This is a genomic window from Lysinibacillus sphaericus OT4b.31 (assembly GCF_000392615.1).
In the GTDB taxonomy this organism is placed as follows: Bacteria; Bacillota; Bacilli; order Bacillales_A; family Planococcaceae; genus Lysinibacillus; species Lysinibacillus sphaericus_B.
This window is the reverse complement of the sequence record NZ_KB933398.1, coordinates 1,634,861-1,650,606: the sequence shown is the minus strand read 5'-3', so window position 1 is coordinate 1,650,606 and position 15,746 is coordinate 1,634,861. Positions and strand designations below refer to the sequence as shown.

The following is a 15,746-nucleotide window of genomic DNA, read 5'->3' as shown; positions in this document are numbered from 1 at the left end:
ACTCTTTTGCTGGAAAACTATCAACAAATTATTACCATAAGGATAGCACAATTCACATTACATTGCAAATTTCCTTATTTAGGACAATAAAGTATCGTTAAAATAATGACAGTTGGTTCGCGTCTGGCATCCCTTCCAAACACCCTAATTGATCCATATACTCAATAAGTGTTTTTGACACTCGACCGCGTTGCTGTAAATCTTCCTTCGATAAAAACTCTCCATCTTCACGAGCAGCTACAATTGTTTTTGCAACGTTCGTACCAAGACCAGGAATCGCATCAAAAGGTGGAATCAAGGCATTACCATCAATTATGAACTCACTAGCTTGGGAACGATACAAGTCAACCTTTTTGAAACTCATACCACGTTCACACATTTCAAGCGCAAGTTCCATGACCGTTAGTAAGTTTTTCTCTTTAGTTGAAGCATCTAAGCCCTTCATATTGATTTCATCAATTTTCGCACGAATCATTTGTGACCCCTGTGTCATCGAAATTAAATCAAAATCATCTGCTCGCACTGTGAAGTACGCTGCATAATAGAGAATCGGGAAATGAACCTTAAACCAAGCTATCCGTACCGCCATTAAGACATAAGCGGCGGCATGGGCCTTCGGGAACATGTATTTAATTTTTTTACATGATTCGATATACCAGCCTGGCACTTTATTTGCGAGCATCTCGGCTTCAAATTCCCCCGATAACCCTTTCCCTTTACGAACGGATTCCATAATTTTAAAGGCCAACGATGGTTCAAGCCCTTGATAGATTAAATAGACCATAATGTCATCACGACAGCCTATTACTTCTTTCAGTACACAAGTGCCATTTTGAATGAGCTCTTGTGCGTTACCCAGCCAAACGTCCGTTCCATGAGAGAGTCCTGATATTTGCACAAGCTCTGAGAACGTAGATGGTTTTGTGTCCTCTAGCATTTGACGCACGAAACGTGTACCAAACTCTGGAATTCCAAGTGTTCCTGTCTTACAACCAATTTGTTTCTCAGTAACACCCAAGGATTCAGGCGAACTAAAAATTTTCATCACGACCGGATCATCTGTTGGAATGGTTTTTGGGTCAATACCCGATAAATCCTGCAACATCCGAATAACGGTCGGATCATCGTGCCCGAGTATATCGAGCTTTAAAATATTATCGTGAATGGAGTGGAAATCAAAGTGTGTTGTACGCCACTCTGAATCTTGTGCATCTGCTGGAAACTGCACTGGTGAGAAATCATAAATATCCATATAATCTGGTACTACGATGATACCACCTGGGTGTTGCCCTGTCGTACGTTTTACTCCTGTACAGCCTTGAACTAAACGATCTACCTCAGCACCACGAAAGTGTAGATTATGATCGTTTGCATAGCCTTTTACGTAGCCATAAGCTGTCTTCTCCGCAACTGTACCGATTGTCCCTGCACGGAATACATAATCTTCTCCAAACAATACCTTTGTATAGTTATGTGCTTGCGGTTGATATTCCCCTGAGAAGTTCAAATCAATATCAGGGACTTTATCTCCTTTGAAGCCTAGGAAAGTTTCGAATGGAATATCTTGACCGTCCTTTTTATACGCTGTGCCACATTCCGTACAGTCCTTATTTGGCAAATCATAGCCTGAGCTAACCGAACCATCATCAAAAAACTCCACATGCTTACAATTTGGACAAATATAATGAGGTGGCAGTGGATTTACTTCGGTAATTTCCATAAAAGTAGCGACAAGGGAAGAACCAACCGAACCACGAGACCCTACTAAATAGCCATCTGCTAATGACTTTTTCACAAGCTTCGCGGAAATTAAATAGATAACACCAAAACCATGTCCCAATATCGACTTTAATTCCTTGTCAATACGAGCCTTGACGATTTCTGGTAACTCGTCACCGTAAATGCGATGGGCCATCTCATACGTTAAATTTGTTACTTCATCATCAGAGCCTTCAATTTTCGGTGTATAGAGGTCATCCTTAATCGGTTTTACATCCCCAATCATATCCGCTATTTTTTGGGAATTTGTCACAACAATTTCTTTCGCAATATCTGGCCCTAAAAAATCAAATTCATGGAGCATCTCATCCGTCGTTCTAAAATGAACCTCCGGTAACTTCGATCTATTTAAAATATTGGCGCCCCCTTGGGAACCAATCAATATTTGTCTAAACATTGCATCTGTTGGATCTAAGTAATGAACATTGCCAGTTGCAACAACTGGCTTATCAAGCTTTTTCCCAAGCTTTACAAGCTTACGTATAATATCCTCGATCGTCCATTCATCCCGCACTACATTACGTTCGATTAATGGTGCATAGACAGCTTTCGGTTGCACTTCAATATAATCATAAAATCTCGCTATTTGTTCCGCTTCTTCTGGTGATTTATTCATCATCGTTTCAAACAATTCACCATTACTGCAGCCTGAGCCGACTAATAGCCCCTCTCTATACTGTTCAAGCGTTGCGCGTGTTACACGGGGTACACGGTAAAAGGTTTTTGTATGGGCATGTGTCACGATTTTAAACAGATTTTTCAAGCCATCATTATTGACTGCTAAAATTGTACAGTGCATTGGTCGTGCTTTTTTATAGGCATCACCACCACCGACATGCTTGTTGAAATCATCATGATATTTAATACCCAGTTCATCCGCTTCTTTTAACAGATGCAATAGTAAATAGCCTGTTGCCTCTGTATCATAAATAGCACGGTGATGCTGGGTTAATTCAATCCCAAATTTCTTACAAAGTGTGTTTAAGCGATGATTCTTCATTGTTGGGTATAGTAAACGTGCAAGCTCTAGCGTATCAATTACTGGATGAACAGTATCTTCTAGACCATATTTTTTATATCCGGTATATAAAAAGCCCATATCGAAGGAAGCATTATGTGCCACAACGATAGCGTCCTCTATAAATGCATGGAATTCATGGATGACTTGCTCGACTTCTGGGGCATTGCGTACCATGTCATCTGTAATGCCTGTCAGTTCAATGGTCGTTGCTGAAAGGGCATGATGCGGATTGGCAAAACTTTCGTACTTGTCAATCACATGGCCACCTTTAATTTTTACAGCTGCAAGCTCAATGATCGTATCGTATGCTGTAGAAAGGCCCGTTGTTTCCACGTCAAAGACAACAAAGGTTGTATCTTCTAATGCTCGATGCTCAGAGGCGTAAGCAATGGGTACACCATCATCTACTAAATTTGCTTCCAAACCGTAAATGACCTTAATGCCATGTTTTTTCCCCGCTCCATAAGCATCAGGGAAAGATTGTACAATAGCATGATCAGTTATGGCAATCGCCGGATGTCCCCACTTCGCCGCCTGTGCCACAAGTCTCTCTACGGGTGTCACTGCATCCATTTGACTCATCGGAGTATGCAAATGTAACTCCACACGTTTTTCGCCTTCTGGTGCTTTGTCCTGACGCGTTTCTTTTTTCACTTCATTAATATCATTTGCCATGACGATTAAATCACGAATAAACGTATCGGTTTGCACCGAGCCACGTACTTTTACCCACATTCCTTTTTTCAAATGTTGCATGAGTTCTGCATCATCATTATCACGTGAGAACATTTTCACAATGATGGAATCTGTATAGTCGGTAATTTTAATTTGTAACAATGAACGGCCGCTTTTTAGTTCTTTAATTTCTGTATCAAACACAAAGCCTTCTACGATGACACGGCGTTCTTCCTCAACAATGCGCTTAATTTCCATGATTTCATCGTCTTTAATATGCATACCAAGTTGGAACGGTCGATCCCCCAGTGCCGCCAAGGCTGGATTATCTTTCTTGTCCTGCTCACGTTTTTGGAAGTCTTGCACGGCTTGTTGCGCCATTGCTGCTTCTTCTAACCGCTTCTGCTCTATAAAGGCTTCTTGTGCTGCACGCATTTCTTCAGTGGCATCTTGTAGCATGAAATCCATCGCTATCGGCGGGAAGCCAAATTGACTATAGCTCGCTGATAATTTCTCCGCATACTTCGTTTTTAGCATCATGAATTCCATTTCTTGCATGCATGATAAGGTAATCTTTTGACCGTTCCATGTAGGAATTTGCGATACAAGACAATTTTTCAATGTCGGCGCCATATCATCGATTTGTTCCACAACCGTTAACCAATATGCTTGAATTAGTTCCTCTGTTACATTTTTTTCTACGGTTTCAAAGGTAGTATTGATTTGGGCAATAGCAGCAAATTTTTCAGCTAAATGTGTGTGAAAAAGCTGATATAACGGAAACGGCAGAATATCACGTAATTTAATCGTAAAATGCCACAGCCTATTTTTTTTATGCACGGTTAAACGTGATAACTCACCTTCTTCAAAAAAGGACATATACACATCATCAGTTAACTCTAATTGCTGCAAAAGCATTTGGAATTTCATTCTTGCCTCTTGTTGCTGTTCCAATCGGTTGACACCTACTTTCTACTTTAATGAAAAGAAAGAGGCAGTATGAAGAGCCTCTTGTTCTATATTCTATTTAGCGCATAATACTAAAAATTGATGCAAAAAAATTCGCTCCTTTTCCACGGGCGATCCGCAAGGCTCACAGATGTCATAGCATCTGTAAAGTCTTGAATGGCTCGCTTTCCCGCAGGATTGTCGCGAATTTTTTACTTGTCCTATCTCATTTAAAAAGATTGCTTCGCTTTGGAGCATCTACATCCTTTTAGAGATAACACGTTCAAAAGGATATTAGTTCTTGCGGAAAAATTCGTTTAAGCGATCAATGACCTCTTCTTTTTGCCATTCAAACGTTTCGCCTGTTTGACGGAATTTCACTTCGACAACACCTTCAGATGCCTTTTTACCAACTGTTACTCGAACAGGTAGACCAATCAAATCTGCATCCGCAAATTTAACGCCCGCGCGTTCAGCACGATCATCTAAAAGTACATCATAGCGGTATGATTTCAATAGGCCGTATAACTCATCTGCTAACGTAACCTGTGCCTCATCCTTTGTATTAACAGGCACGACATGGATATCATATGGCGTTAATTGTATTGGCCATGTAAATCCTTTGTCATCTTGGAAATGTTCGGCTACAGCTGCTAAAATACGTGAAACGCCGATGCCGTAGCAACCCATAATAAATGGCTGTGCCTTCCCTTGCTCGTCTAGGAATGTGCCATTCATTTTTGCAGAGTATGTTGTACCCAATTTGAAAATATGACCTACCTCGATACCTTCTGCAAATTTAATCGTACCTTGTCCATCTGGAGATGGATCTCCCTCTTGGATAAAACGAATATCTAAATATTCATTCACCGCGAAATCACGCTCTGGGTTAACATTTACTAAGTGGAAACCGTCTTCATTCGCACCAGCTACACCGTTACGAATGGATTTAATAGCCTGATCGGCTACCACTTTCACGTCAACTGGTAATTTAACTGGACCAATTGAGCCTATACCACAGCCAAGTAGTTCACGAATAGCTACTTCGCTCGCAAGTTCAACCGTTCCTGCATTTAATGCATTTTTCAATTTAATGTCATTAATTTCGTGATCACCACGAGCAAGAACAACAACTAATTCACCGTCAACATCAAATACTAATGATTTAATAACATTTGAAGCTTCAACATTTAAGAAAGCTGATACTTCTTCTATTGTTTTTTGATCTGGTGTTGCCACTTTTTCAAGGTCTTTTAATGCTTGTGCAGATGTTTGATAGTCAACAATTACTTCAGCCATCTCAATGTTCGCTGCATAGTCAGAACTATCCGAATAGGCAATAGTATCTTCCCCGATTTCAGAAAGACACATGAATTCATGCGTTCCTTTACCACCAATTGAACCTGCATCAGCAATAACTGCACGGTAGTTTAAGCCCAGACGTGAGAAGATATTTGAATAAGCACGATACATATCTTCATATGTTTCATCTAAGCTTTCACGAGATGCGTGGAAAGAATAAGCATCTTTCATAATAAATTCACGACCACGTAACAAACCGAAGCGAGGACGTTTTTCATCACGGAATTTTGTTTGAATTTGATAAAGTGTTAATGGTAATTTTTTATATGATTTAATTTCATCACGTACTAAAGTTGTAATCACTTCTTCATGCGTTGGTCCTAATGCAAAATCACGATCATGACGGTCTTTTAAACGCATTAATTCTGGTCCGTATTTTTCCCAACGACCAGATTCCTGCCAAAGCTCTGCAGATTGTAAGGCTGGCATTAATAATTCGATAGAATTGATAGCTTCCATCTCTTCACGAATAATATTTTCTATTTTTGTTAAGACACGTTTTGCAAGCGGTAAATACGAGTATACCCCACTTGTATTTTGACGAATAAACCCTGCACGTAGTAATTGCTTGTGTGATTTAACATCTGCATCAGCAGGTACTTCACGTAGCGTTGGGATAAATGTTTTACTTTGCTTCATTCAGTGTTCCACCTTTTTATCAATTTGCCTCGGCGTGTGTCTAGATTTAACATTGTATAAACGCAATACACTCTTTTATCTATGGCATCACCAGGGGCTTAACTTTAATCAGTAGGGGTTCGTATCCTACTGAAGTTAACTTCACTTCGCATTCTTCCCACTTCTAGTAGCGTGGGGAAAATGTTGAAGGAAGTTAAATAGATAAGTTTCCTTCTCTAGCATAATCAAATTTAGCTTTGAACGCAATGTTTCCAAAATAATTGCGCTCAAAGCTAATATTTACAGTCAATTTTACCTTGGCTGTCTTTGTATCTTTAGATATTTGACGCCAAGCTTAATGTAAATGAAGTTACCATTTGAATGGTCACTCCATCTACATTAAAAGAAAAATCGTTGGATATCGTTCCATGTAACTACGACCATTAAAATCATCAATAATACAATGCCAACAAAATGAACGATGCCTTCTTTTTGGCGATCGATTGGCTTGCCTCGAAGCGCCTCGAAACCAAAAAATAGCAAACGGCCACCATCTAGTGCTGGTAGAGGTAGTAAGTTCATAATACCAAGGTTGATACTTAACATTGCGGCCCAATTCATTAAGTTAACGAAACCATACTGCGCTACTTGCTCTGTCGCTTTATATATACCAACTGGACCTGAAAGAGCATCTATCGTAAATTGTCCAGTAATAAGCATGCCCAGAAGCTCAAAAATCTTCATCGTCATATTGTACGTTTGTTGTGCACCGAATACGACTGCCTTTAGCGGATTATATTCGCGTGGGCTCTCATAACGAACACCAATTTGACCATATTTCTCGCCATCTTGTTTGACTTCTTTTACCATCATATTCAAGTTTACTAACTGGCCACTACGCTCAACAGTTACATCAATTGTTTGACCTGGTCGATCCTGGACAATCGCAGCTAAATCCTGCCACTTTTCAACTACTTGTCCGTCGATGGATGTTACCCTATCCCCTGCAAGCATACCTGCCTGTGCAGCTGGATCATTTTCTACTACTTCTGTAATAATCGGCTCATTTGTAGGTACACCGTTAAATAAACCAATTAGCAAATAGATGAAAAATGCTAAAATAAAGTTAAACAAAGGCCCTGCAAAAATCGTCATAGCACGTTGACCAACCGTTTTTGCGTTAAACTGGCGATCATATGGTGCTATTAAAGTTTCTCTGCCATTTTCAACGAGTACACAATCTCGAGAGACATTATAACGAACTAGTTTTTCTTCTTCATCATAACCTTCAATAAATAACTCTTGTTCTAAATCTGCACGCTCAACTTCTAAAAATAATAAGTCTGGTAATTGCCTATTATTTTGATTGAAGATTATCTTTTTAACAATGTTATCTTCATTGACAATGAGCCCTACACGGTAGCCTGGCTGTAATTCCGAGCCGTCCATATCCTCGCCTGCCATACGAACGTAACCACCAATCGGCAATAAACGTATAGTATAGATTGTCTCACCATGTGTCTTGCCATAAATTTTTGGACCCATACCAATCGCGAATTCCCGAACCATAATTCCTGCGCGTTTCGCAAATAGGAAGTGCCCAAGTTCATGGAAGAACACAAGGGATCCAAATATAAAAATAAATGCAATGGCTGTTTGCATAATACCCCACCTTTAATAGCGAATAGTTAACGTCATCTTACTCTCGTTCGTTATTTTACCATGTCTAATACTATTTTTCTTGTCTCACTGTCCACATGTAAAATTGTTTGCAAATCTGGCACTGAAATATTGTGATGTGCATGCATCACACGCTCAATTGTGTCATCAATTTCAAGGAATGTTATTTTCCCTTGTAAAAATGCCGCAACTGCCGCTTCATTCGCTGCATTCATCGCTGTTAAAATGGTACCACCTGTACGACCTGCCTCATAGGCAAGTCGCAATGCAGGGTAGCGATCAAAGTCCATGTCTTTAAAATGCAACTGACCCATCTGCGCTAAATTAAGTCGTTGACCATTATGTAGCGGCATACGATCTGGATAGCTTAATGCATATTGAATGGGTACACGCATATCCGGTGTACCCAACTGTGCAATAACACTAGTATCATGATACTCAACTAGGGAGTGAATAATACTTTCTCTATGCAAAAGTACATCAATTTTATCATAAGGCATATCAAACAACACATGTGCTTCTATGACTTCTAGCCCTTTATTCATCATTGTTGCTGAATCTATGGTAATTTTCGCGCCCATTGACCAATTCGGGTGATTTAGTGCATCAGCTACCGTTACATGTTTTAGTTCATCACGTGTTTTGTCACGGAAGCTACCTCCCGACGCTGTAATAATTAAGCGTTCAATATTTTTTCGATTCTCACCGTTCATTGATTGGAAAATAGCCGAATGCTCACTATCGACCGGTAAAATTGGTGCATTGTACTTCTTCGCCTCAGCCATCACTAAGTGCCCTGCTGTTACAAGCGTTTCCTTGTTAGCGATGGCGATCGTTTTACCCATACGAATTGCGGCAAGCGTCGATTCTAATCCAACACTACCAAGCACTGCATTGACTAGTACTGTTGAATCAGGGTGTGTAGCAACTTCCACAAGTCCTTTTTCACCAAATGTAAAGTGCACATGTGGATAGTCTTTTGCGAGCGTAAGTGCATCTTGTTCTAGTTGAACAGATACAAGCTCAGGTTGCAACGCTTCAATCATCTCACGTGTTTTCTCTATATTTTTTCCTGAAGAGAAAGCTACAAGATGAAATGCATCACGTTGTTCTTTTAAAATATCGTAGGTTTGCCAACCGATAGAGCCAGTGGCACCCAATAAACTAATTTTTTTCACGACAAAACGTCCCCTTTTTCTATCTAAGCAAATAAAGAAAAACTACAACCGGTTTTCGCCTACCACTTATAGAGGAGGTGAAATCTTTAGCATTAAGATCACGGTTTTCTAGTTACCGATAAGATATAAAAAATGTAGTAAAGGCACGACGAATAACAGACTATCAAAGCGGTCTAAAATGCCGCCATGCCCAGGTAAAATAGTTCCTGAATCTTTCACGTTAAAATGACGCTTTATTGCAGATTCCACTAGATCGCCCATTTGACCAATAATGGAAGCGAAAATTGTGATGAAAATCAACGACACATAACTATCTACGATTGGATAAATCGCTTGCATGCCAACAGCGAAGATGACGGCAATAACAATCCCGCCGACAAAGCCTTCCACTGTTTTCTTTGGTGATATTTCTGGCCAAAGCTTATTTTTGCCGAATTTTCTTCCGACAAAATAGGCGCCTGAGTCTGTCGTCCAAACAACAAGCAAACAATAAACAACATACTGTAGTCCAGAATTACGTGTCTCAATTAAATAATGGAAACCTAGACCAACATAAAATGCACCTAATAAGATAAAGCCTACTTCATCAAATGTAATTTTATTTTTCACAAGTACTACATAAATAAGCAATAACATCATCAATCCGTAAACAACCATTAAAACGGATGAATAACCCATCGCATGCACTACCTCGCTTGCCCAGTCCTTAGGTATAACAAGCATAATAAGTGTTAGTAGGCCCATAAAGCCTGGTACTGAAAAAATTGAAATACCTTTCATCTTTAGTATTTCATAAAATCCGACAACAGCCATTGCTAGCACAAGTAGTGTAAATGGTACCTTCCCATAAATTACAAATGGAATGAATAGTGCTGCAGCAATTATTGCTGTGATGATTCGTTGTTTCAAGTTGTTTCTTCTCCCTTCAACCCACCGTAACGGCGATTACGTTTCTGATAGTTTTCCACCGCTTCGAGTAGGTTTTCCTCACTAAAATCTGGCCACAATGTATCTGTAAACCAAAATTCCGTATAGGCGAGTTGCCATAACATAAAGTTACTTAATCGTACTTCACCACTTGTACGAATTAATAAGTCTGGCTCTGGTAAATGGGCTGTCATTAAATGAGACGACATACATTCCTCATTAATGTCTTGCATCGTTAATTGACCGTCCTGCACTTTTTGAAGCATCATTTTCATAGCGCTGACCATTTCTGAACGACTCCCATAATTCAAGGCAAAATTTAAAATTAGTCCCGTATTATGCTTTGTCTCTTCCATCGCTTCAAACAGTGCTTTTTGCGTATGTGCTGGTAGTAGAGACGGATCACCAATCATTTCAACACGTACATTGCGTTCCATCATTTCCGGTAAAAAAGATCCTAAAAATTCTACAGGTAGACGCATGAGGAAATCGACCTCTGGTTTTGGTCGTTTCCAGTTCTCTGTAGAAAACGCATAGACCGTTAATACTTGAATACCAAGATCTGACGCAAATCTCGTTACTTTTCGTACCGTCTTCATACCTTCATGGTGCCCAGCAACACGTGGCATTGCACGCTTCTTTGCCCAACGTCCATTTCCGTCCATAATAATCGCTACATGGGCAGGAATTGGCTCGCTTTTAGAAAGGGCAACTCGTTCCTCCAATGATAGTGTATTAATATTTACTTGTTTACCTAATAGCTTCTTAAACATGCTAACTCCCCCACTACAACTAATCGGACGTATACTCACCTATCATAACAAACAAAAGTGCTTTTTGTCTTTTTTTTCCCTCTAAATTGACTATGTATGAACTAGCTGATTTTAGAACAAAAACACCTCATCAATTATATTTTGACTAAGATTTTGAATTGCACTTAGGCCGACTCCCTGTCAGACATTTCGCTAAAACCACTAAAAGCGGCGTTTTCACCAATATCGTACGTTACCCATCATCACGTGAATACGCGGACTTGAGGTTAACTTCCTATGTGTTTCTTACTTCAAAATCTACATCTATCCGAGGCTTAAACATTATTCAGTACGCATCCGTACGCCAACTGGCAAAAATTAAAAATTAATTCTCACCAAAAAGATGGTAAACTACGACTGAAATAAGTTAAAAAGAGAAAAGACGTCCTGTTATGTATAGGACGCCTTCATCTCATCAAAAAGTTCCATCAAAGAGTGTAAAGCGTCTGCTTACACCTCTAAAATTTCTTTTTCTTTTTCTTTCGTTACTTGATCTACTTTTACGATGTAATCATCCGTTAATTTTTGAATATCTTCACCGTAGCCACGTAGGTCATCTTCTGTGATTTCGCCAGCTTTTTCAAGTTTTTTCAAATCGTCATTCGCGTCACGACGTACGTTACGGACAGCAATTTTTGCATCCTCTGCTTCTTTCTTCACTTGCTTCACTAGGTCTTTACGGCGTTCTTCCGTTAAAGCAGGAATCATTAGACGAATGATTGTCCCATCATTTGTTGGTGTAATACCAATATCAGATTTCATGATCGCTTTTTCAATCTCACCTAAAACTGATTTATCGTAAGGTGTGATTACTAATAGGCGGGCTTCTGGCACAGATACACCTGCAAGTTGATTAATAGGTGTTGGCGCTCCATAGTAATCGACAGTAATACGATCTAGTAGTGATGCATTTGCACGCCCTGCACGAATTGATGCTAATTCACGCGAAAAAGCAGCGATTGTTTTGTTCATTTTATCTTTAGCTTGTTCTAAAACTTGTTTAGCCATTATATATTCCTCCTAACAACTGTTCCAATTTTCTCGCCTTGCACGGCACGTTTAATGTTACCTGGTTCCGTTATTGAGAAGACAATTAACGGAATATCGTTATCCATACATAAAGTAGAAGCTGTTGAGTCCATGACTTGTAAACCTTGTTGAATAACGTCTAAGTATGTGAGTGTATCATATTTAACGGCAGTTGAGTCTACCTTTGGATCTGCTGAATAGACACCATCTACATTATTTTTTGCCATTAAAATCGCATCTGCGTCAATTTCCGCTGCTCGTAAAGCTGCAGTTGTATCTGTAGAGAAGAACGGGTTACCCGTACCGGCAGCAAAAATAACTACACGTTTTTTCTCTAAATGACGAACTGCTTTACGACGAATATAGGGCTCTGCTACTTGTGTCATCACGATAGAAGATTGCACACGTGTTTCAATGCCTAATTTTTCAAGTGCATCTTGTAATGCTAATGAGTTCATAACCGTCGCTAACATACCCATATAGTCAGCTGCTGCACGATCCATTCCCATTTCACTACCGATTTTTCCACGCCATATGTTACCGCCACCTACAACAACAGCAACTTCTACATCAAGATCTACTACTTCTTTTACTTCTTCTGCAACAGATTTGATAATTTTTGGTGATAAACCGAAGCCAGCTTCTCCCGCTAACGCTTCACCACTTAATTTAATGACTACTCGTTTATATTGTGGCACACTCATTGTAAACCTCCGTCAGACATTTATTTAAAACATTTCTATTCCTTTTCCATTATAGTATAACTAACAATAATTACTAGTTATGAATAAGAAGAATAGAAAATTCTATAGTTTTCTTTCTCTTTTCGGAAAAATAGGGAACACGTTATGTTGTGTTCCCCATTTTTTTGTCTAGAAAAATCTAGATATTATTTGGTTAGGATCAAATGTAAGCCGGTCCATCAATGAACTCGTTTTACAAAAAATTAGTTACCATTAACTTGGTTCATTACTTCTTCAGCAAAGTTATCTTCACGTTTCTCGATACCTTCACCTACAGCGTAACGTACGAAGCCTGTTACATTACCACCAGTTGAAGCAACGAAGTCACGTACTTTTTGGTCAGAGTTTTTAACGAATGATTGGTCAAGTAAGCAAACGTCTTCGAAGTATTTACCAAGACGACCTTCAACCATTTTCGCTACGATGTTTTCTGGTTTACCTTCGTTAAGAGCTTGTTCAGTTAACACTTTACGCTCACGTTCAACTTCTTCAGCAGAAACTTCTTCACGAGAAACGTAAGTTGGGTTAATAGCTGCAATATGCATAGCAACGTCTTTAGCAGCTGAAGCATCAGTAGAACCTTCTAAAGCTACTAATACACCAATACGGCCGCCCATGTGTAGGTAAGAACCAAATGCATCTGCATCTGTTTTAGTTTTAATTTCGTAACGACGAAGTGTAATTTTTTCTCCGATTGTTGCAACAGCAGTTGAAATTTGGTCAGCGATTTTTACGCCTTCAGCATTTGCAAGTTCTAATGCAGCTTCAACTGATGCTGGTTTAGCAGCAAGTAATTGCTCAGCTAAAGAAGAAACTAGTACTTGGAACTTATCGTTTTTCGCAACGAAGTCTGTTTCAGCGTTTACTTCAAGAATAATTGCTTCGTTACCTTGTTCTAAAATATAAGTTGTGCCTTCTGCAGCGATACGATCAGCTTTTTTAGCAGCTGAAGAAAGACCTTTTTCACGCAGGAAATCGATTGCAGCATCTAAGTCGCCTTCAGTTTGTACTAACGCTTTTTTACAGTCCATCATACCAGCGCCAGTTTTTTCACGTAATTCTTTTACTAATTGTGCAGTAATGTTTGCCATTTAGTGTTTCCTCCTCGAATTGGTAGAGATTATAGTGATAAGGTTCTAAAAAAGGTGATAAGGGGGTCTGAGCCACTTATCACCTTTTTGTAAACGTGAATTACTCAGCAGCAGCTTCTACAGCTGGAGCTTCTTCTTCACCTTGTTTTGACTCGATTAAAGCGTCAGCCATTTTAGCAGTTAAAAGTTTAACAGCGCGAATAGCATCATCATTAGCAGGGATTACGTAGTCGATTTCATCTGGATCACAGTTTGTATCAACAATACCTACTAGTGGAATGTTTAGTTTACGAGCTTCAGCAACAGCGATACGCTCTTTACGTGGGTCAACCACGAACATAACATCCGGAAGATTGTGCATATCACGGATACCGCCTAAGAATTTTACTAGACGTTCGTGTTCTTTTTTAAGTTGGATTACTTCTTTTTTAGGAAGAACTTCGAAAGTTCCTTCTTCTTCCATTTTTTCGATAGCTTTCATACGTGCAACACGTTTTTGAATTGTACCGAAGTTAGTAAGAGTACCACCTAACCAACGTTGGTTGATGTAGTAGTTGCCTGAACGTTCAGCTTCGTCTTTGATCGCTTCTTGTGCTTGTTTTTTCGTACCAACGAAAAGAACTTTACCACCGTCTTGACCAACTTGACGCATGAAGTCATAAGCTTCCTCTAATTTTTTAACCGTTTTTTGTAAGTCGATGATGTAGATCCCGTTACGTTCAACGAAGATATATTTCTTCATTTTTGGGTTCCAACGACGAGTTTGGTGACCGAAATGTACACCAGCTTCAAGTAATTGTTTCATAGAAATTACTGACATGTGAATTTCCTCCTAGAATGTTTGGTTTTTTTCCTCCGCATTTATCACCTGCAACAAGCTACCCTAATCTTAGAGCACCACTTACTACATCAAAATGCGTGTGTAATAATAACACCATTTGCTACTATATCACAGTTTATTTGCATTAGCAACTATTCTAGCTATGAAATTTCAATAAAAGCTCGATTTCTGTCTTACCTTTTTGAAGCTGTTTAGCTATTTCCTCAGCTGTTTTTCCTTGTTTCGCTAGTTGCACGACTTGCTGTTCCAAGGTTACTGGCTGTGGCTCTTCTTTTAGCGTAACATCCTTTGCTTGAGAAACAGTTTGTACGGTCACTCCCGCCTGCTTTTGACGAGAATAAGCATTGGCTACGATATTTTTAGAAACAAAAACACGCGGTTCACTATCGATACTAGTAGGCGGTAATAGAGCTTCATCAACCTCCGTCTGACCAGGTTTGTGATCTTGCTCTTTTGGCTGAACAATTTCCTCATCTTGTTGTACCGTATGTGTTTTCACTTCAGGTTTAGGTACGACCTGCAACGCTTGAATCAAGCGATTATTTTCATCCTTCATGTCTACTAAATAGAGACTAATGGTATCATCCATTTCTCGCATTAAACGTTCTTGTTTATGTTCTAAGTCCTTGAATTTTGCAAGTTTCGTATTCAGTATAATTATGTAGAAAAACGAAAGTAGCTGTAAAACAAATAGAACAGCTATTAGTATGGTTGTCATAGTAAACTCCTATCCACTAAAGTCTACGAAGTTCCCTTTAAACGGGTGCTGTGCCTGTTTTTCTGGATTTTCGTTACTATTCTTTTTCTTTTTACGAGTACCTTTAATATACTCTCCTCCCGCTTCTTCCTCTTCACTAATCTCTACCATACCCTCTGAAGTATTGACCACTTTCTGCTTACGCTCTAATTCTTTTTTTAGCGCCTCATTTGCATGTGCTTGCTGAGCCAAGGTTTGTTGTTGTGCCTGATCTGCCATTTTACCCGCTTCAAATGTTTTCGGAATAGCTATTTGTAACTCGACACCTTTTAAACTCATATGACT

General features: G+C 39.4%; 12 protein-coding genes. All 12 read right to left on the bottom strand.

Features of this window, described 5'->3' with window-relative positions; all coding sequences use genetic code 11:
- Window positions 1–97: 97 nt before the first annotated feature.
- Window positions 98–4,429, bottom strand: coding sequence for a PolC-type DNA polymerase III (locus tag H131_RS07450; RefSeq protein ID WP_010858480.1), 4,332 nt, complete (start codon window positions 4,427–4,429; stop codon window positions 98–100).
- Between the two features lie 288 nt (window positions 4,430–4,717).
- Window positions 4,718–6,424, bottom strand: coding sequence for a proline--tRNA ligase (locus H131_RS07445; RefSeq protein ID WP_010858479.1), 1,707 nt, complete (start codon window positions 6,422–6,424; stop codon window positions 4,718–4,720).
- Window positions 6,425–6,802: 378 nt separating this feature from the next.
- Complete coding sequence (rseP, locus tag H131_RS07440; RefSeq protein WP_010858478.1) at window positions 6,803–8,065, bottom strand: RIP metalloprotease RseP; 1,263 nt, start codon at window positions 8,063–8,065, stop codon at window positions 6,803–6,805.
- A 50-nt stretch (window positions 8,066–8,115) separates the two neighbouring features.
- Window positions 8,116–9,261 carry a 1-deoxy-D-xylulose-5-phosphate reductoisomerase gene (dxr, locus tag H131_RS07435; protein ID WP_010858477.1) on the bottom strand — a complete coding sequence of 382 codons (1,146 nt, stop codon included), beginning with the start codon at window positions 9,259–9,261 and terminating at the stop codon, window positions 8,116–8,118.
- A gap of 108 nt (window positions 9,262–9,369) precedes the next feature.
- Window positions 9,370–10,170, bottom strand: coding sequence for a phosphatidate cytidylyltransferase (locus H131_RS07430; protein WP_010858476.1), 801 nt, complete (start codon window positions 10,168–10,170; stop codon window positions 9,370–9,372).
- Window positions 10,167–10,961, bottom strand: a complete 795-nt coding sequence (locus tag H131_RS07425) for an isoprenyl transferase (RefSeq protein WP_010858475.1) — start codon at window positions 10,959–10,961, stop codon at window positions 10,167–10,169. The genes H131_RS07430 and H131_RS07425 overlap by 4 nt, the downstream gene beginning before the upstream one ends.
- A gap of 489 nt (window positions 10,962–11,450) precedes the next feature.
- Window positions 11,451–12,008: a ribosome recycling factor gene (frr, locus tag H131_RS07420; RefSeq protein ID WP_010858474.1), complete on the bottom strand. Its 558-nt coding sequence runs from the start codon at window positions 12,006–12,008 to the stop codon at window positions 11,451–11,453.
- On the bottom strand, window positions 12,008–12,733 hold the full coding sequence (pyrH, locus tag H131_RS07415; RefSeq protein WP_010858473.1) for a UMP kinase: 726 nt from the start codon (window positions 12,731–12,733) through the stop codon (window positions 12,008–12,010). The genes frr and pyrH overlap by 1 nt, the downstream gene beginning before the upstream one ends.
- 242 nt (window positions 12,734–12,975) lie before the next feature.
- A complete protein-coding gene (tsf, locus tag H131_RS07410; RefSeq protein ID WP_010858472.1) occupies window positions 12,976–13,863 on the bottom strand; it encodes a translation elongation factor Ts in 888 nt (295 codons plus the stop codon).
- A 100-nt stretch (window positions 13,864–13,963) separates the two neighbouring features.
- A complete protein-coding gene (rpsB, locus tag H131_RS07405; RefSeq protein ID WP_010858471.1) occupies window positions 13,964–14,683 on the bottom strand; it encodes a 30S ribosomal protein S2 in 720 nt (239 codons plus the stop codon).
- Window positions 14,684–14,840: 157 nt separating this feature from the next.
- Window positions 14,841–15,422: a hypothetical protein gene (locus H131_RS07400; protein ID WP_010858470.1), complete on the bottom strand. Its 582-nt coding sequence runs from the start codon at window positions 15,420–15,422 to the stop codon at window positions 14,841–14,843.
- 9 nt (window positions 15,423–15,431) lie between these two features.
- A complete protein-coding gene (locus H131_RS07395; RefSeq protein ID WP_010858469.1) occupies window positions 15,432–15,740 on the bottom strand; it encodes a hypothetical protein in 309 nt (102 codons plus the stop codon).
- Window positions 15,741–15,746 lie beyond the last annotated feature (6 nt).